Here is a 19,507-nt window from a genome sequence, read left to right on the forward strand (position 1 = left end):
TTATTCACGATTATCATCCGACACGACTTTCCCGTCTTCAAGCGTGATGATGCGGTGAGCCATCTTAACCACGCGGGGGTCATGTGTTGAAAAAATAAAGGTTATTCTTTCTTCCTGGTTGAGTTTTTTCATGATTTCAAGAAGATTTGTCGCCGCCCTTGAATCAAGATTTGCCGTGGGCTCATCGGCCAGCACAAATTTCGGTCTTGATGCAAGCGCTCTGGCCACCGCTACGCGCTGTTGCTGCCCACCCGAAAGTTTTGCAGGCCGGCTGTTGATCCTGTCGCCCAGGCCTACGGCCGTTAACAACTCAAGGGTCCGCTCATCCTTTTTTTGCTTAGGCCATTTCTGTAGCGTCATGATAAACTCTACATTTTCCCTCGCCGTGAGTACCGGCACCAGGTTATAGGATTGAAATACAAATCCGATGTTATTCAATCTGAAGTCGATCAGTTGCGAAGGTTTAAGTTCCGCAAGGTTGGTGCCGTCTATAATAATTTCACCCGAAGTGGGCATGTCAAGTCCGCCAATCAGGTTCAGCAGGGTGGTTTTGCCCGAACCTGAAGGGCCCACGATTGCCGCAAATTCAGCTTCCTCAAAGTCCAGACTTACATTATTCACTGCGTGGACCTTAACCTCTGTGGAATTGTATATCTTATTTACATTTTTCAGTTCGAGGATTTTCATAGCCTCCCGGTTTATATTTTGGGTTAATCTGTTCTGAGTGCTTCAAGCGGATTTAATCTGAGTGCCTTTCGTGCAGGCCAGAGAGAAGAAATGATTGCGGTGGCTACTACCATCGCCGTAACAAATACGAAAAAGCCGAATGGCACGACCGGATATACTTTTGCCGCAAACCCCATAGCTTCAAATCCTTCGCCCCAGCCTGAAAAATGGATCCCGGTTTTTCCGAGGATTTCCGTAATAATCCACCCGGAAAACATGCCGGCAACTGCTCCGACCAGTGTCAGAAAAACAGTTTCCAGCATAATCATCTGAAATATCCTGCGACGGTTCATCCCGATGGCCATCAGCATGCCCAGTTCCTTTGTCCGTTCAAGAATTGACATCAGCATGGTGTTGATGATGCCAAAGGCAAGGGCAAGCATAATAATCCCGATAAAAATGAAATAGTAAATAATCATGAAATCATGCATCAATGCAGCATCGGGAGCCAGTTCTTTCCATGTCATCACAGCATTGCCGTCTGCAATCCGGCTTAGTTTGTCCCTGACTACCCCGGCATCATCAATATTTTTGAGTAAAATGGAAATCTCATGGTTGAGGATTTCACCTCCTCCGTAAAGTTTTGCCAGCTCCCTTGCATTCACAAAAACAGCAGTCTGGTCAAATCCCGTGTTGGTGGTCTTGTATATACCGCACACCCTGAATATTCCCTGGACAGGGGTTCCCCTTAAGTCGGAAAAGGTGACCTGGATTTTGTTCCTGAGCCTGTAATCCAGCGCGTATTCAGTGATAAGCCGGCCAGCTTTGTCTAATTCCCTTTTATTGAATTCCTGCTTCAGCATTTCCCTGAAGTCGCCGGGCGACCTGAACCGTTTATCTTTATGCTTTTCGAGTTTTGCAAGAATATCTGCCCGGATTCTTTCTTCCTTGAGCTTCGCGATGACGCCGTCCGTAATTATATATTGTTTCAGTTTCAGCAATCCGGCGGTTTTATCACTGATAAGTATGTCGGCCGGGCTTTGCTTATCAGGATATCTTCCGCCTCCGGGCACGATCTTTTTATAAATTTCCGTAACCTGTCTTTCTTTCTCAGGATCTACACCATAGATGATCACCCCCGTGTTTGCCCAGGGCGTATTTGCCATTGCGAAAATCCTTGTCCTGTTTACCCGGCCGGCTAGTTCTTTCAAAGAATCTATACCATTTGTAAGTTGATCATAATTCTTTATGGTGAGATCGATCTCCTCATTTTTAAGGTATTCTTTGTTGTGAATCTGAACATGAGATACTTCATTATATATGGCATCATGCAGGCGCTGATTGATCCAGCCCTCCATGATCCCCACAAGAAGCACCCCGGATATAATGCCGATGGTTACGGCCACTATCACCACCAGGCTTCGTTTCCTGTTACGCCACAAATTCTTCCAGGCGATCGACCAAATCATCATAATTCAGATTTTAACCTTTCAGGGCTTCTGTTTCTTTCATTTTTTCAATTTTCCGCAACGGATAAAGTGTCGCCAGCGCGACCATCAAAGCGACGATGGCGGCCTGCCAGTAAAAATATGGGCCAAACCATGCAGCCGGCATTACTGCTTCCCAGCCCCATTCCTCCATCATATTGGCCAGTTCTCCTTTCAGTACAAACGGATAATGGTAATAGTACAATATCAGCGGTGTGCCGGCAAGCAATCCGCCTGCCAGGCCCACAGCGCCAAGCAGCATCATTTCTATTGCAACAATTCTTTTAAGCTTCCTTTTTTGCATTCCGATGGCCACCAGAACGCCGAATTCCCTTTTCCTTTCGGAAACCATCATCAGCACTGTTCCGAATATGCCGAAGAAAATGATAAAGTAAAGAAGCCCCAGCATTGCAATGCCGCTCTGATTGTCACCCTGGATTTGCTGATACAGGACCGGGTTAAGCTCATACCAGGTCCTGGCTGTTGTGTTTTTGTCCGGCAGCAGGGCATTAATCCGGGCTTTGACTGTTTTTACTGTACGGCTTGATTTATCGGTAAGATTAACCACCAATGAGGTTATTTTACCTTCCGCATCAAACAATGCCTGTGCAGCCGGTATGGTCATAACAATCAACTTGTTGTCAATTTCGGGAGACGGAATTTTAATGATGCCCCTTACCGGGAATATCCCGGTTGCCGTAACACCATGATACCCCTGCCCCATAAGAATAACCGAATCTCCGACCGATACTTTCAGATAACCGGCAAGCCGGTCAGAAACAAGAATCCCTGCGTCATCCCCGGTAAGATATCCATTTGCCACTTCCGTAAATCTGAGAATCTCCGGTAAGTAAAGGTCAGCTTCTTCTTCCGTAAGTTCCAGTTCGCGCTTAAGTCTGTCGGCCGATGAATAGGACCGGCCTGGAATCATTTTCAGTTTATCCGTTAGATCATCAGAAACTGAACCTGTATCCGTTAAACCCTTTATTGCCTCCTCTGTGATTCTGTATTTTACCAGTTTGCTTTCAGGATCAGAAAAGCTTTTTTCTTTTACCGGGTCAATCGCCATCACAGCCACCCCCTTGGTTTGTATGCCATTGGATGCCAAAGTAAAAGATTCGAGGTGCGGGGTTACCGAAACAACTTTATCCAGCCTGGAAATTGCTTCAACGGTGGATTCATCATAGTCAAATGAGTTGTCAATCAGTGGATTGTCCTGATATTTATTGTGTTGGACCTGCAGGTAGCCGGTAAACGATTCAATCAGATTGTTGATCATCTGATCGTAAGTACCTAGTTGATACGATCTCATGATTACCGCGAAAAAAACCGCGAAAAAAACAGAAGCTGAAGTAATGACGGTGCGGCGTCTGTTTCTCCAGAGATTTCGCCAGGCTATTTTAAACTCCTCCTTCATGCCTTAAAATTTCAGTTTTCAACGCACAATTTTCATGTTCTGCTGAGAAAAATAACTTTCAGCGATCGGAATATTGTATTTAATTTCCCTGATCTCAATCAGGGTTTTATTTTCCGGCTCTTCCTCAGGCACCAGTTCGATTTTTGAGGTTATGGTTCTTCCGCCCATTACTTTAATATCCGAACCGGTTTCAGTTCTCACCAGGTAGCCGTCTTCATCGTACAATTCCGCCTTTAATACCAGAAAATCATTTTTATCAATCCATCTTACCTGCCTGCCCCAGACAATGGAGGCATTTTCCCTTGCTGTCATCCTGATTTTGTAACACAGGCGCTCCCCGATGCGCTCTTCTCCGGCAATTTCGTGGATATAGTCATTTACCAGTGAGGATTCCCTCAGGATATCGTCGTTTGTGTAATCCGATCCCATCCAGCCCTGCGACATCATGGAAGGCGGCAGTTTTATCAGCCTGCTGATTACAGGATTCCAGCTCCACATCTCAGCGCCTCTTTTGAGGAATGTCTGGCCTGCTTCTTTGGGCGGGTCTGTGATCAGTGTGAGGGAGAAATCCCTGCCCAGCGCCCAGCTCTTGAATCCGATGGTCCGTTGCCATCCGGGCCGGATGATGGTCATGGTCATAACATTGTAACTGCTTTTCTCCCCGTTGAACTTTTCATCAGCTTTTTTAACAATCTCGGTGGCCGTGAGTGACTGCGCCAAAAGTGCCGTTGAACCCAACAATGGCAGGAGGAAAATATGCAAAAAGGCAAATCTGGTTTTCATAAACGATAAAACTGATTACTTGTCATTCCTGAAGATTGAAATATACAATTTTTTTCGGTTACTAAGTGAAATTCGACGGTTTATTGCCGGGTGCTTCTGCCTGTTGCTTGTATTTCAATGTTTTACAGTGATTTTTTTTTTCATCCGTCGCCTGAAGATTCCGGTGCCCCAGGCCAGAAGCGGAGCCGGCAGGCACTGGCGCGTGCCGCGGGCCTTTCAAAGGTGAATCTGTACCGGTGGTCGAGCGTAGCCGAGACCAACCGTGACCAGCCTAGATTACTTTCCCCACGCAATGACGCAAAGCCGCAAGGGTTTTGTTGGGTTTCCCGCAATTCCTGGCTTCCCCGCAGGGCCAGGCCACAACAATCAACGACCTGACCTGACAAGTTTTCTTTCATCTTGTTAGGTCTTCTTGTTTTAAATAGTGCTTTCCTTCCCGTCGCGCACCATGAACCTTGCAAAGAGAATTAAAAACCACAATAGGCACAACTTGTCCCGGCTACTTTGCCGGGAATAGATCACAATAGATCAAACCCAGTTAGCGCGCGTCTCAAGACGCGTGCCACGGACTTCAGCAGAATTAAGCCTGCATAACATACCCCGCGCAAAGACGCTACGACGCAAAGATTATATAGCGTCCCCGCAACTCCTGACTTCCCCACAGGGCCTGGCTGCAACAAACAACGACCTGGCCTGACAAATCTTCTTCCGACTTGTCAGGTCTTCTTGATTTTGAATAGTGCTTCTCCTCCGGAAGCATGCCACGAAGTTTGCCACGAATGCACGAATGCAATGAGTGGAATAGCTAACCCGGCTCGCTTGCGTCTTCCCGATGCGTTCCAAGGATTTTTCACAGAGGAAATTAAACCACATTAGCCACAATAGGGCACAATAGATCAAACCCAGTTAGCGCGCGTCTCAAGACGCGTGCCACGGACTTCAGCAGAATTAAGCCTGCATAACATACCCCGCGCAAAGACGCTACGACGCAAAGATTATATAGCGTCCCCGCAACTCCTGACTTCCCCACAGGGCCTGGCTGCAACAAACAACGACCTGGCCTGACAAATCTTCTTCCGGCTTGTCAGGTCTTCTTGATTTTGAATAGTGCTTCTCCTCCGGAAGCATGCCACGAAGTTTGCCACGAATGCACGAATGTAATGAGTGGAATAGCTAACCCGGCTCGCTTGCGTCTTCCCGACACGTTCCACGGAGTTTCCACGGAGGTAATTAACCACAATAGGCACAACATGTCCCGGCTACTTTGCCGGGAATAGAGCACAATAGAAACCACCAGATCGGCAACATTGTCACATTTTCATATTCTCACATTCTTTCATTCTCAAATTCTCAAATCATCACATCACACCCGTCCCTCGTCCCGACACTTTTATTCTTCCCCTTGTCTCCCGGTCTCCTTGTCTCCCTGTCCCATTCGGGTGAGTTGTACTTTTAATCAAACCGTCCGTCCCTCGTCCCTATTGGGCATCCCTCGTCCCTTTTAAGCCGCTGACACTCCTGTAAAAATTATCTACCGGAAACGTGCTTACGTTTTACTGAAAACGTGCTTACGTTTTACTGAAAACGTGCTTACGTTTTACTAAAGTCATGCTTACGTTTTACTGAAAACGTGCTTACGTTTTCCAAAAACGTCCTGATGTTTTCTCAAAAACGACTTGATGTTTTCTCAAAAACGACTTGATGTTTTCCCCAAAACGACCTGATGTTTTTCAAAAACGACATGATGTTTTACCCAAAACGACCTGATGTTTTGGAACGATCCTTTATAGTCTGAAAAACAAGCAGTTGAAGAACGCCCGCTTATTTACACTCCACCTTCACATTCAACTCATACGAATGCAGGGTATAGGAGTTCAGGTATCCGATGGATCCCCTGATCTTCGTGAGGTTGCTGTCGGCGTCGAAATCGTAGAAGTATTGATAATACACGATATGATTGGGGTCGTTCATGTACCTGACAATCTTGCTTTTTACCGCCTGACGGGTGTTCTTCCCCAGCAACAGTTCATTTTCGGCGGGATCTGAGGCGCTTTCATATTCGCTGTTCATCAGCGCGTAGGCATTCGGCTGAAGTTCAAAATCATAATATTCGTACTTAATGGTGTCCACGGCCGGGAAGATGTTCGGCTTCAGGACCCTCGTCCGCTTTCCGTCGCTGTAGCTGTAATAAAGGGTGTCGTAGCTGCTGTCCCACAGCTTGCGGATTGACCTTGTCAGGTAACCGTCGTAATCATACTCAAACCAGGTGGTGTCGTTCCGGAAGGGGAGCACGGCGGTCTTCATGCCGGGCAGGCCCTGAGCGTTCAGGTGGTAGATGGCGGTGTAAGCCGGGGAGCCGTCGCCTTCGAAGTAGTTTCTGAATATCTGCAGGGCGCCGTAACTGTATTCCGCGTAAAATTCAATATTCCCGTTGGCGGTGTCGTAGGTAATGACTTTGATGAGTTGCTGATCCGGGCCATACGCATAGCTGTGCATCATCTTACCGGATTCATTGCTGATGGAAGCTATCCCGCAGAATTTATCCCCGGGATCAGGCGGTGCAGGCGGATCTTTGTGGCAGGAAGCCAGGATCAGAGCGGAAAACAAAACGGTAAGGAGGTTTTTCATAGAGGGTTGGAGTTTTGGGGTGTAAGATCTGGTTTGAATTAAACTGAAATGTGCTTGTTGTTGATGGAGTGGTAAATTGCCTGCTTTCCTTTATTTTTATCCGGTTAGCAAATCTATCAATCATTGTTGTTCGGGGAAATTATTATAATTTGACCGGAATGCTTTACAGGTGTTGGTTTCAGAAGATTGTAACAGCATACAACTTATTTTTAAATATTTCGTCACCAAGCGATGCACTGAGCCTGCCGAAGCGGCACAAAGGCACCAGGTTGCACAAATTTATTTTTCTCATTTAGTGATACTTAGTGTCTTCGTGTCTTGGTGGCAAATCCTTTCTTCATTTTATCCGGGCAATGGTGATCTGTTAAGTGTTAAATCTGTTCCGCACTGTTCTTTAAATCCCGGGCTGCAGCGGTTAAAATTTCAGAACCAATCCGATGCCGTTTCCGGTTGCCGATAAATTTATTTCACTTTTGTTCCGGCGGGCACTTGCCGGCAGCCCCCTGTTGTACGTATCAATTGCCTGCCTGGCTTTGGTGTTGAACCCCTGGCCGACCGGAATGGCTAAAACTATCAGACCTGCCCCCAGACCAGCCATCCTCCAGTTAACTTCGCTGCTCCACAACGCCCTTCCAAGCTGATAACCAATGATAAAACCTCCCGCGTAACCCAGCACCTGGCCCATGGTGTAGTTTGCCTGCGCCGATTTAATCTGTTGGTAAGCCTGCTCATTAGGTTTGATCGTTACAATAAGCTCGCTGATGGTCAACCTGTTCTCCCCCTGGAAAAACTGATAGCCGCCCGGAACTTTCTTCATCAAAATGGTATCGGTGGTATGCTGCCCGAAGGAGCCAGTTGAAATTGCTGTCAACAGGGTAAGGATAAGGGTGAGTTTTTTCATGGGGTGGGGGTGGCGTTTTGGGGTGGCAGATTGATGTTGTTTTATCATGGTGTGCGCGGTTGGGTTTACAGGGTGGCGCTGATCGGACTGGAATAACGGCGCTGGAAACTCTGGAACAAGTGGCGCCGTTTCTGCCGGAATGTCAGGTGATATTATTTCTTATTCACCTGTTTCTAATCCCAATTTTTGCCACTTTTGGGGTGGCGCTGAATGGACCGGAATACCGGCGCCGAATGCTCCGGAATGGGTGGCGCCGATTGGACCGGAATAGTCATTGTAGGCTCTTTTGTGTTTTCTGGCTTAGCATGGGCGGCTTGTGCGAATTACAAATGTGCCTACAATAGCGAGGGCTTATTTGTCTATTATTTTTTTCAATTCCTGTGCGTATTGCATTAACTGCGCGTTTACTTTCATTAAATCATCAATTAGGTCTTTATATTGAGGATAGTCTTTCTGAAACTCTTGTGGGGTCATATCCATCATTTTATCTTTTTTTGAACTACTCCATGTTCTAAAACGAGCTTGCCACATTGTAAGGTGAGGACGTAATCCTTCATTTAGCGTTTGAGTTGCTATTCTGACAATCTCTTTTGTACTTTTATTTTTACGAATCAACTCTGCTGGAATTTCGCTAATGAATTCTCGAACTTTTTGAAAAAGTGCATACCATGAATCATATATTTCTTCAATTATGTCATTTTCTTTATCAATTGGTATTGCAGCTTTTCTCGTTATTAGTTCAGTCCAGATTTTGTGGGCTATTTGTAAATCTGTTTTATTAGGTCTGAATTCTGCAGACCCAACATTGCCCAGCTTAATATCAAGTTTCACTAGGTTATACCTGTATATTTTTTTTATTACTAGAAAATAAACTAGTAATATGACAATCACAAAAACAACAAGCCATATTGAGATTTGCACAATAAGATTGAAATTTTCGTCAAAATAAAGTTTAAACAAATCCATATCGTTTTTATTTTTCATATTTAGTCCAGCTAATTGGCAGTCCTTGCAAGCCTGTTTGAAAATTGGATTGCAACCATTCAATAAATTGGTTTGCTAATTCTTCAGGTCTCACAATCTTAACGCCTTGCGTAGTATGGCATACACTTTTTAAGTAATCAGGTATCTGAGGTGCATTTTGACCAAAATAATAGAACAAATCTGAAATCAAAGCATTCTCACCCCCAATATCTTTTCTTACATGTTCTTCATTATAAATCCCGTCTTTATTTCTATGCGCACAATCAAGTTGTGCCCAGTTATCTGATTCATCAAGGAAATAGAAATTATCACCAAATAAAGTCATCAAGGTTCCATTCATATTTGGTTTTTTGTATTCAAATCTTGGGTCTATAAAATACTCATTTAATTTAATAATTTCAGTTACCTTCATTGCATAGATAAGTTTTGAAACGGACTTAATGCCTGAAGATTTTTCAAGTGATTTTGAACCGGTTCCAATAATCCAATCACCAATCTTAAGATTTTTACTTTTTCTGATATTGGGTTTACAAACAGCAATCGTACAATATTGTCCAAATGGATTTGGAGCCAACCCAAAATCATGGTCAATCATGTAAGAATAGATTTTCATTATGCTAACATCTTATTATTGGCCTATCAAATGAGTCTGTTACGACATTACCGTCTGCATTTTCGATTGGATAGTTTTTACCGGAAATGATTTCTCCTATCTTATCGATTGAATTCCAACCAATAAGATTTGATGCCACTTTTTCCAAATTCTTTGGTAATTCAGCTGTTTCTTTACTGCCATGTGTATAAACTCCAATTATCCTTTTACCTTGTTCTACTGCTTTTTGAATCTCGTAATTAACCCATGCTCTTGTGTGAGTTTTGGGGCCTACTAAGCAAATAAATGTACTTGACCAGTTAATCCTCATTCGAAGCAGACGTTCAATTACAGGTTTTGATGGTATTCTACCATCTTTATGGTTAGTGCTATCAACGGAAAAATTTCGAATATTATAACCCTTACCATTTAGCCTCGCTTTTAGGGCTTGTACATGTTTGTCATCTTTTCCATAATGGCTTATAAAGATATTATGTGACTTATCCATATATTTTGTCTTTTATTGTTTCATCATCTAAAATGTGTAAACCTATTATTGCATAACCAATAATATCTTTTAGAGTATCTTCTAAACTTTCAAAGTTTGGTTCTTTTTTGTCACAGCCAATTAGACTTTTATAACGTTTTACTTTATCCCAAAGATGAACCATGTTACCATTCAGTCCTAGGTCAAAACTTGCACCGCCGTACTCAGCATTTTTCTTTAATAAAATTGCTGTTACATCATCTGTGATTTTTTTAATACTTTCTTCATTCATAAGGCATATATTTTAAAAATAATTGATTCAATATTGGATTTGAAAAAGTTACTTCTTTATGTGTGTTGAAAGCATAAAATGTTTTATACCAATCATTAAAAAAGTCATCTTCAAAATCAATTAAATCCGCATAATTGCCTTGTCTTAGTTTATCCTCTTCACTTTTAAGCAGATTTATTTTCTCGTCAAACTCTGATAAATTGTAAAATGACTTTGAGTACTCAAATTGAGAGTCTGTTACATTTTTAACTTGAGAAATGGATTGAACCATATCTTCAAATTCTTCATAATAATGGAAATTATTTGCTATGTGATAATATTCTCCAATTTCTAAGCCTAATATTTGCGAGAAGTATTCAAGCATGAAAGTGAAATTGAAAATATTAACTGCACTTGCTCCCCATAAAAGGTCATTTGACCTCATGTAAACAGTTAAATTAAGTTTGTTTGCTTTTGGCTGTTTCTGAAAATGCAGAAGTCTTGTACAAGGAAAATCCTTTGTTATTTTTAAATTACCTTCTTTGTCAAAACAATCTTTGGGCGGGTCTCCAATATTGATAATTGCCTGTCTTGTAAACTTATCTTTCTCAAAACTTTTACAAATGAAACTAAATTGGTCAACTTCTGATTTAGTTAGTTTTGCAATATCAATATTATAAGGATTGCCAATTTTGTAATCATCATTTATTCCATTGAATTTTCTAAACCTTGGACCATAACCACCACGTAAAAATTCACCATCATCGGGGAAATTTTTCATGCTTTTCAAATAATGGCCCATAAATTCTAAATCATTTCTTCCAATTGCTAACCACAATGATTCAGCAAAAGGTAAAATTGGGTTCCATTTTCTTTCAGATATGGTTACTAACCTTGCTGTTGGATTAGTAATTTTAAACATGAATGGTTCAGGTAGTTCAATACAAACCTTATCTCTTGTTTTTCTTTTGACTCCATCGTTTAAAAGCAGAGTCGAAGCACCCACTATAAAAGAGTTGATTCCTGTGTACTCGGCTGTATACATGATGACAATATGTTAGAGTTAATATTCCACTTGGGAGGGAAGAAGAGTTCAAGTGGCTTTGTGCTTCCTTGATATTTTTGTTTAATTCGTTTATTATCAACTTGAAGTTCTGGGATTTTGGCTCTTAAGTATTTATCCGTTTCGCAAAAGCAATTTTGTAAATCAATTAATGTCGGCACTCTCTCAAAAAGAAGATTAAAATCAGTATAGCCAAATTTATTTTGGTATTTATCAAAATTATCTTGTGTGTATTTTATTACATCTTCAAAACTGTATTTTTTAGATAATGGCTCAAAACATTTTTTTATTCCACGGATTGACCCAATGCCTGCTTTAACAAAAGAATTTTCACTAAAGTCTATAACAGAAGAATAATTCATGTCAATTGAATATTGGTAAGCCAGGAAATCACCAATAAAAGAACAGTTACGAAGAAGCTCATAAACTTCTGATAATGAATTTGAGTTGATTATTTTTTTAAAAATAGATTTGCTAATTAGTTCATTCTTAACCATCTCTAACCATTTCTCATGCTTATAATTTAGATGATTATATAGTGAATGGGTTCCTGTCATCATATAAGCATTATTGAATATTGGTTGGACTTGCTTTAACTCAAATAATGCTTTATTAATACGATTTAAATCAAAGTTATTAATTGTAATAACACCAACTCTATCCTCTAAATATTCCCATGTGTCAGGTTTGTTAAATATCTTAAATACAATTATTCTCAATAAAATATCTTCATCAGAAAAAGAATTAACGGTATATATGACGTTTCGAATTAAGTATTGACTCACTCTGTCCATAGCACGATATACATTCGTAAACTTATGAACACTCAATATTTCGTCACTTGTCAATGGCCGTATATTATTATACTTGTTCCAGAAAATATTCATTCTTTCCTGGATAAAATAAAAGTAGTACTGGAATATTTCTTCTTTAGGTTTAATCATCTATAATCAAATTGTTAACTAGGAAAAATTGTACTCTTTTGTTAATTTAAGATTTCAGTGTCAGCTTGAGCGATTTGTTAATGTATGCAATGTGCGTTAACACTATTTCTATTTTAGCATACATTTCCTCCATTCATCTTCTTTTTCAGCTTTGCCTGTTACGTTTTGCGGCTTGGCTTAATGGCGGAATTTTAGCACATAAGTTCAATCGAAGAACTGCCTTGAACCTACCACAAAACTGTCATACGAAGCACTGCACCCACCATTACGTCAAACCGCTGTTACAAGCTGGGCTTCTAATTTATTTCCTTTAGACCTTTCATTATTAAAAAAACTATTTCATGTATATTCTGACTTTCAAACAGAACTAGATTTTCATCAACACTTAAGCCATTCATTTCAGACAATTTATCAAGATTGCATTGTCTGAAGAACTCTAAAAGGTTTTGGTAGTCTATGGGGACACTTGCCGTGTCGGAATATACATTCTTAAATCCTTGAATAAAGGAATTGCTATATTGAAATTCATTCGTAAATTCTTTTGGAACTTCACCAAGAATAACCCTTGACAGCGTTTTGGCAGCACCACCAAAGCCACCGATAATATAGATCGGTTTATTAGCCTTTAGTGAATAGTATGCTTCTTCAATAATACCTGGCACATAGCCTAAGAAATTACTTTGTTTCCCACCGAGTAACAATCTTGCATAACTTTTATCGGCCATTATTCTTCTCATGTCTGAGAAGCATTCCGAGAAAATGTATCGGTCTTCAATATTATTAAAAGGGTCATATTTCCGATTCTTATCAATATCCCCTAAATGCTTGGGTGTCTCTATTATAACAGGCTCAACCTGCTGCTTAACAAAATCCGCTTTTATTTCCAATGTCAGGGAATTACTGTTCGGAAAAGGGAAGTAGTTTATGAACCGAAATGATTTATCATTTAAAAATTTATATTGATAAGATAATTCTGCAAATATCTTAGTAAATCCTTCATTTTTTAAATGGCCGCCATACAAAAGTGTTCCACCATTTGCCATTATATAGCGAGCCAATTCAATCATAGTATCCTTTAAATGCTGAATCGAAAGCCCTAAGTGTTCTAGGTCTTCGTTATCTGAAACCGAAACAGCAATTCGTATTCCATTAAGAATTCCTTTTTTTCTAGATATTATTTCCAGTTCCTTTTGCTCTGCGATTGATTCCGCAAGATTTTCAGAAATACCAGAAATGTTTTTTTCTGTTTCCATCTTTATAAAGTTGGTAAATAAATAGGTGTGATGAACTTTATATCCTTATCTATATCATTCAATATCCTTAGTTCTTCTGCACCTAGGGGCGGTTCTGGATAAAGCACTATCAGTTTCTTGTTTACTGTACGTTTCTTTTTATATAAGTCAATGTAGTTGAAAAGTTCAGGTGGTGATGTGATTGTTACAAACTCGGCCTTATCATCTTTAAATTTTTCTTCAAATGATTTTAAAAGTTCTCGTTGATAGAGATTGTTTACTACTTGATATAGTGTTAAAGTCAAAATCTCATTAAAGCTTGAATTTTCTTCTTGCTTTAAAGTTATAGTAGGTGTATTACCCATATAAGGGAATGCTCTTTTCTCTCCATCTTTAATATCGTGGACTACCACAATAGAGCATTTATATCGCTTTGCAACTAAAACTTCAATTCTACACCATTCTCTGGAAGAATATTCATCAGTATGAAAAACCACAAGTGCAGCATTTTCAATATTGGCCCCTATTTGCTTTTCAAACTCATATCCATCAGCAATATCCACTGTATCAAAGAATATATCAAGTTTTGTTTCTGATTCAACAAATACTTTAAATTTCTTAGCTGTTTTTTCTCCATCCTTTTTAGCGTGACTTAAAAATAGTTTTACTGGAGAAGGTATTTTACTGCCTTTTTTATCCATCCAAACTGGTTGGAAATTCATCAGTAATCGAGCACAATCATGTAGAAGTTCAGATTTGATTTTTTTGATTTCTTTTTTGTATTCGTCTTGAATATTGATAAACCCATCATGATGCCTAATAAATTGAATGGAGTCAAGTCCACATCCAATACCAGTGGCTTGTTTACATAATGCAATTGGATAAATTCTGGTATTGTCGTCCATTAGCCCAACCAGTTGCTTCGTGTATTCTTGAAAGCCTCCATCTGTCATGAAATTTTCATCAACGAGCAGAATAATTGCATTTCTATTTGCTATGTTCTTATCAATTGGAATTAGCGAAGCACTTCGATAATAAACTTGAACCCCCAAGCCTCTTGATAGTGGCTCTTCAATATTTCTACAAAATGTACTGTACAAATCATTTGCAATTTGTTTCCCCACAGCAAAAGCAGGATGCCAGACCACAAAAAGCGATAGTGGGTATTTTAGTCTGTTTTTCATTCGCAAGTGTCTTTATCCATTTGTAAACGAGAATTAGTTCTTTTATCAGCCATCGAAATACGTCTTTCAAAAGCTTCTTCAATGTACTCTTGCACTTTCACCCTATCGTCGGTCCAATCTCTGATTATAGCATAACCTGATTTTACGTTGTCAGCTAACCGTGCAGGCATTAAATCATAGGTAGCCTGTCCAGTACCATAATCAGGATGTGATGGAAGAAGGATGCCCAATAAACCTGCATTGCTTTCGCCTACTTTCAAATTCAATGCTCCGGAAATTTCCCAATCCACATGCATTCTACATTTGGTTTTAGGGCCAATTAAAACTACCAACACAGTTGTATCAGACAAATATTCTTTCTGAATTAACTGCTTAATGTATTCATCACTGTTGTCTGAATCAATATCTCCATCTTCAACGGATTTACTGACTATTAAATCTCCAAATAGATTAGCAAATCTTGCTCTATCACCTTGATTATCTCGATGGTAATAGCTAACAAAAGTTTTCCGCTTAGTTTCATTTAATGGCAGTTTGAACTCCCAACTAAAGTAACCACCATTATAAGAAAAAGGGTTGTGTTTCTTCCATTCATCTTGAACGTCTGGATTTGGTGTCATAATTGAGATTTGGTAACCAGCCGTTACCTTATTCACCATCCACTGTCTGTTCTGGGTTGTTCCATTATCAAGGCTTTGGCCATCGTATTCATATACTGTTACGTCACGAATTAGTCGCCCATCTTCTCTAAAGGAGAGTCTTGTTACTAAGTATTCTTTATTTGCCATATTGATAAATTAGTATTTGTCACTTATCAAACTGTCCATCACTCCAGACAATGGATTCAAGGAGCTACCATAGTCACTCATCATTTTTGTTTCCAATAATATTTCTTTCTTTTTACCACTCAATCGTTCGACAAGCTCATTCAAGTCGTAAATGTCTCTTACAATTGTTGCAGTTCTTACATATTCGGGGAGTTTTCCCTTTGGAATTCCTTTTAAGCAGAGAACCCCTAAGTCTGTTTTATCATACCCATATCCAATTTCAAATGGAACCCATGTAGAATACAAAGTATCAGGAGAAACCAAAACTAGCATATGACTACTATTGTTAATTCCGTTGCAAATGGCATTTGTTACCTCCTTTGGATTGTCATTTTGATGTTGAAGTTTCAATTCCGTATCATAAACGTCTATGTAAACATCTATGCCTGCTCCTTGTAAGTATTCAGCAACTTTAATAGCTGCATCTCTGTCTTTCTTCTGATATGAGATGAATACACACTTTATACCGAGGGAAACTACTTGAGTCCTTGATTGATATTTTGTTGGATAATAAAATCTATTTATGCCTGCCATAACATTTAAATTCTAAAACCTAGAAAATCCCAGTAATCTTCTTCCATTCGTTCTCGGCTGTTATCAATTTTACGGGGAACATTGGTTCTGTTCCAGTAAGTATAGTTCACTTTGCTTTCAAAATCTCTTTCCAAATTTTCCCACTTTATACTTACCGCAAAGCCTGAGTCAATATTGTCTTGTAACCTGTTTGGAATGGAATGTGATTCTACTGGTAAAAAAATACCAAGCAGACCGTTTGGTTTGAATGATTTATAAGGGTCATACGGATGCGTGTAGCCCCTTAACGATGCCCATATTTCCCAGTCAATCCATTTGCGGTGACCTGTTCTTTCGCCAATTAAAACGACAGTAACAGAACTGCGTCTCATTTTCTCCCTTACCTTTTTATAAATAGTTTCGTCCGTTAAATGCCCTAAATCATCTTTCAGTGAATAGTCAGCTACTTTCATTTGAGTAATTACCTTTCTCAGTTTCGAGATGTATTTTTGGTCTCGCTCGTGATGGTAGCTTACAAAGCAGTTTCGGATTTTCTTTTCAATTGCCATTTTATAGAATGTCGTTCATTGGTTACAGTGTCGTCTGGTAGACTTGTTTGTAACTCAAAAATATCCTCACCAAATTATCCATCTAATTATTCACAAGCACTTGCTCCCGATACCATCTACTATATCTCTATCTATATTCCAGGGAGCAAATTACACCCGAAAATTACAAAAGAAAACTACATATCAGCAATAATGCAGGAAAAATTTTTGCATTTCATTCTCAATTTAAGGTTATTGCAACCGAAATGCTTTTAAATCTAGCAAGCGGGCATAACGGAACTGCCTGGTTGCGGGTGGCCGGTGGGAGCGGAGGTTCCTGAGTTTCTGCCGAAGGACGCACCGGTGGGCTTTAGCGCTTACCGGCCGTCTACCCGATGGTGCCCTGTATATTTAATTCCCTTTATAGTACATCGATTTTGATAATTTTGGAATAATTACTCCTGAACCCTTCTCCTCTCTATACTTTTCTAAACCCCTTTCTATTGCACTTTCAAGTCTTATTGTTTCATTCCTAAGTTCTTCTTCTGTAAATGATTCTGAAGGCTTTTTATTTAAAAGTTTAAAGATCTTTTCCATCTTCTTTGAATCATCTGTATTCACTGGCCGCAACTCTACCGCAGCTTTTATTGCTCCCATTTTTACAATCGCTTCTATAAAATAGATCTTCCCGGCTTCTAATTCTGCTTCTACAAAATCCCGATTTTCAGATCTTGCCCAAAATAAATGTTGACCAGGTTCACATTCATATCTTATATACTTTGGACCATTAAATACTCCAATAAGTTTTGTACTATCGAAATAACTAAAATTTATGGCGAATCCGGTTGAACTTGTTCTTACAAAATAAACAACAGCTTTATCTTCAGGTGCAGGATTTAAATTCTGACATAAAGAGGTAAAAGCAAAAAACATTAAAGGAAGAATTAATACGAACTTTTTTCTCATGTTAGTTATGGTTTAAATTAATCAATGTATGGGATACAACCCGTAAATATACTCAACAAATTTTCCATCTAATCACTTACAAGCACTTACAATCAACTGCTCCCGCTACTATCTCCTCAATCTTCATCGATATTCCAGGCAGCAAACCATCCCGAAAATTACAAAAGAAATTTACATATCAGCAATAATGCAGGGAAAAAGTTGTATTACTTTCGCACTTTGTGGTTATCAGGAATAATCAGCCCGGTAGAAGTTGTAATCGGATCAGTCGTACTTGTTGCATTAGCTATATACCCCGTTAATCCGGTTTTGCCAGGGCACTGCTCAGGGCGCTTATATGGTTTTCCCTTTCAAAAGAAAAAGTCTTGCTTTTTATATTGCAGATTTCAAAAAGCTGAAGCGCTTTTTCAAGATAGGTACGCGATGGTTCTGACTGCTTGCTGAACCCAATCTTCGCGATAAAAGCTGCAAGAGCCTCAATATTTTCAATGCTGAAGCCCTTGAAGCCGTTCACATACTTTTCCGACTCCGTCAGGTCCATCTGTAAAAACCGGTCAAGGTCGAAGTTTATTTCGTTAAGCAGCATTTCCCGGGCTTCGGCTTCCTGCCGCTCCAGGGTGATTGCGGGCGGTCCGCTGCCGCCAAAGATTTTCTGCTGAATGGCCCGGATAACAATGCCCAGCTTTTCAATTTCCCGGAGTAAATAATCCTTTTGTTCCACAGCCTGTTTTTTGTTTGCCCGTGCAGCGTATCTTTATTCCGTTGGTTTTCAGGGGCCCTGTCCGGCGTAGTAATGCACAATCACTATGCAGGCAACCGGAAAGGGCATGGTCAGGTTGGCCGCACTCAAATCTTTTTCCCCTTAATATCCTTCTTCTGGTAATCCTTCAGGATTTTTCCGAAAATTTTTTCTTTCCGTTTCTTTTCGGCCTGCGAAGTTTCAAACCAGGCCTTTTCCCTTTCCAGTTTAAGATAATTTCCGAGCAGGCTTTCGTCGAGCGTGCCGTTTTCCACCGCTTCCAGCACGGCACAGCCATCCTCGTTCGTATGGGTGCAGTTTTTAAACCTGCAGTGCTGCGCCAGGCTGAGCAGGGTATCGAAGGTGGTTTCCAGCCCGGAGGCGGTATCGGCAATCCCCACTTCCCGCATGCCCGGGTTGTCGATCAGTATGCTGCCGTTATCAAGCACCAGCAGTTCCCGGTGGCTGGTGGTGTGCCTGCCTTTGCCGGTGCTCTGGCTGATATCTCCGGTGTGCATGACCTCCCTGCCCGAGAGGAAGTTCAGCAGGGTGGACTTGCCGGCTCCCGAAGAGCCCAGCATGCAATAGGTCTTCCCCTTCTCCATTATGCTGTTGAGCGCATCGTAACCGTTTCCGGTGATGCTGCTGACGGCAATCACGGGGACGTCCGGAATGCGTTGCCGGATGGCGTCGGTGATGGCGCTGATCCTTTCTTCCGTGATCAGATCGGTCTTGGTCAGTATAATCACCGGGCTGACCCGCGCGGCATAGCAGAGGGTAAGGTAGCGTTCCAGGCGGTTGATGTTGAAGTCCCTGTCCACGGCCTGAATCAGCAGGGCGGTATCCACGTTGGCGGCGATGATCTGCACTTCGCCGGTATGGCCGGCCGCCTTACGGGTGATGGCGGAGGTACGCGGGATGATCTGATGGATCAGCGCTGTGTTGTTGTCGTACATGATGAGCGCGACCCAGTCGCCCACCGCGGGGAAGTCTTCGCGGCTTTTTGCCGAATACCGGAGGTTTCCGGTGATTTCGGCCTCCGTTTCCCCTTGCGCGGTGCGCACGATGTACCGCTCCCTGTGTTCGGCAATCACCCTGCCCGCCTCATAATCGGTCAGGTTCTGCTGAACTCTTGATTTTTCTGTCTTTTCGTTGTAACCGAGGTCTTTCAGTTCCATTTGAATGCTGTTTTATGCGTTGATCTCTATAAGTGTTTAGGCTAGGGCTAAGGCAAAGGTTGGGGTTTAGGTTGTGCTTCGGTTGGTCTCGGTTGGT

The 19,507-nt window shown here is 41.0% G+C and carries 20 protein-coding genes; all 20 read right to left on the bottom strand.

What is annotated here, in order from left to right:
* Positions 1-687 (bottom strand): ABC transporter ATP-binding protein, encoded by a 687-nt coding sequence (locus TBC1_RS12055; RefSeq protein ID WP_062043176.1) that lies wholly within the window; start codon positions 685-687, stop codon positions 1-3.
* A gap of 23 nt (positions 688-710) precedes the next feature.
* Complete coding sequence (locus TBC1_RS12060; RefSeq protein ID WP_062043181.1) at positions 711-2,138, bottom strand: ABC transporter permease; 1,428 nt, start codon at positions 2,136-2,138, stop codon at positions 711-713.
* Positions 2,139-2,148: 10 nt separating this feature from the next.
* A complete protein-coding gene (locus tag TBC1_RS12065; protein WP_062043185.1) occupies positions 2,149-3,570 on the bottom strand; it encodes an ABC transporter permease in 1,422 nt (473 codons plus the stop codon).
* Positions 3,571-3,588: 18 nt separating this feature from the next.
* A complete protein-coding gene (locus tag TBC1_RS12070) occupies positions 3,589-4,353 on the bottom strand; it encodes an outer membrane lipoprotein-sorting protein (RefSeq protein WP_062043188.1) in 765 nt (254 codons plus the stop codon).
* Between the two features lie 1,821 nt (positions 4,354-6,174).
* The gene (locus TBC1_RS12075) at positions 6,175-6,981 is read right to left on the bottom strand and encodes a hypothetical protein (RefSeq protein ID WP_062043191.1); all 807 of its coding nucleotides are present in this window, start codon (positions 6,979-6,981) and stop codon (positions 6,175-6,177) included.
* A 415-nt stretch (positions 6,982-7,396) separates the two neighbouring features.
* Positions 7,397-7,930 (bottom strand): hypothetical protein, encoded by a 534-nt coding sequence (locus TBC1_RS12085; protein WP_137305696.1) that lies wholly within the window; start codon positions 7,928-7,930, stop codon positions 7,397-7,399.
* A 303-nt stretch (positions 7,931-8,233) separates the two neighbouring features.
* Entirely contained in the window at positions 8,234-8,866 is a 633-nt protein-coding gene (locus tag TBC1_RS12090; protein WP_137305698.1) for a hypothetical protein, read from the bottom strand.
* On the bottom strand, positions 8,856-9,479 hold the full coding sequence (locus TBC1_RS12095; RefSeq protein WP_262490428.1) for an Nmad2 family putative nucleotide modification protein: 624 nt from the start codon (positions 9,477-9,479) through the stop codon (positions 8,856-8,858). The genes TBC1_RS12090 and TBC1_RS12095 overlap by 11 nt, the downstream gene beginning before the upstream one ends.
* Before the next feature lie 4 nt (positions 9,480-9,483).
* A complete protein-coding gene (locus TBC1_RS12100) occupies positions 9,484-9,966 on the bottom strand; it encodes a TIR domain-containing protein (protein ID WP_062043204.1) in 483 nt (160 codons plus the stop codon).
* Positions 9,959-10,237 carry a nucleotide modification associated domain-containing protein gene (locus TBC1_RS12105; RefSeq protein ID WP_062043207.1) on the bottom strand — a complete coding sequence of 93 codons (279 nt, stop codon included), beginning with the start codon at positions 10,235-10,237 and terminating at the stop codon, positions 9,959-9,961. Before TBC1_RS12105 ends, TBC1_RS12100 begins: the two co-directional genes overlap by 8 nt.
* Positions 10,230-11,261, bottom strand: a complete 1,032-nt coding sequence (locus TBC1_RS12110) for a thymidylate synthase (protein ID WP_062043209.1) — start codon at positions 11,259-11,261, stop codon at positions 10,230-10,232. The genes TBC1_RS12105 and TBC1_RS12110 overlap by 8 nt, the downstream gene beginning before the upstream one ends.
* Positions 11,222-12,223 (bottom strand): nucleotide kinase domain-containing protein, encoded by a 1,002-nt coding sequence (locus TBC1_RS12115; RefSeq protein WP_062043212.1) that lies wholly within the window; start codon positions 12,221-12,223, stop codon positions 11,222-11,224. Before TBC1_RS12115 ends, TBC1_RS12110 begins: the two co-directional genes overlap by 40 nt.
* 296 nt (positions 12,224-12,519) lie before the next feature.
* On the bottom strand, positions 12,520-13,476 hold the full coding sequence (locus tag TBC1_RS12120) for a hypothetical protein (protein ID WP_062043214.1): 957 nt from the start codon (positions 13,474-13,476) through the stop codon (positions 12,520-12,522).
* A 2-nt stretch (positions 13,477-13,478) separates the two neighbouring features.
* Entirely contained in the window at positions 13,479-14,639 is a 1,161-nt protein-coding gene (locus tag TBC1_RS12125; protein WP_062043217.1) for a TIR domain-containing protein, read from the bottom strand.
* A complete protein-coding gene (locus TBC1_RS12130; protein ID WP_062043220.1) occupies positions 14,636-15,427 on the bottom strand; it encodes a TIR domain-containing protein in 792 nt (263 codons plus the stop codon). Before TBC1_RS12130 ends, TBC1_RS12125 begins: the two co-directional genes overlap by 4 nt.
* A 9-nt stretch (positions 15,428-15,436) precedes the next feature.
* Complete coding sequence (locus TBC1_RS12135; protein ID WP_062043223.1) at positions 15,437-16,000, bottom strand: toll/interleukin-1 receptor domain-containing protein; 564 nt, start codon at positions 15,998-16,000, stop codon at positions 15,437-15,439.
* A 5-nt stretch (positions 16,001-16,005) separates the two neighbouring features.
* A complete protein-coding gene (locus TBC1_RS12140; RefSeq protein WP_062043226.1) occupies positions 16,006-16,548 on the bottom strand; it encodes a TIR domain-containing protein in 543 nt (180 codons plus the stop codon).
* Positions 16,549-16,938: 390 nt separating this feature from the next.
* Positions 16,939-17,493, bottom strand: coding sequence for a hypothetical protein (locus tag TBC1_RS12145; RefSeq protein WP_062043229.1), 555 nt, complete (start codon positions 17,491-17,493; stop codon positions 16,939-16,941).
* A 298-nt stretch (positions 17,494-17,791) separates the two neighbouring features.
* A complete protein-coding gene (locus tag TBC1_RS12150; protein ID WP_062043231.1) occupies positions 17,792-18,214 on the bottom strand; it encodes a hypothetical protein in 423 nt (140 codons plus the stop codon).
* Between the two features lie 125 nt (positions 18,215-18,339).
* Entirely contained in the window at positions 18,340-19,410 is a 1,071-nt protein-coding gene (gene rsgA, locus TBC1_RS12155; protein ID WP_062043234.1) for a ribosome small subunit-dependent GTPase A, read from the bottom strand.
* Positions 19,411-19,507 lie beyond the last annotated feature (97 nt).

The organism is Lentimicrobium saccharophilum (genome assembly GCF_001192835.1).
In the GTDB taxonomy this organism is placed as follows: domain Bacteria; phylum Bacteroidota; class Bacteroidia; order Bacteroidales; family Lentimicrobiaceae; genus Lentimicrobium; species Lentimicrobium saccharophilum.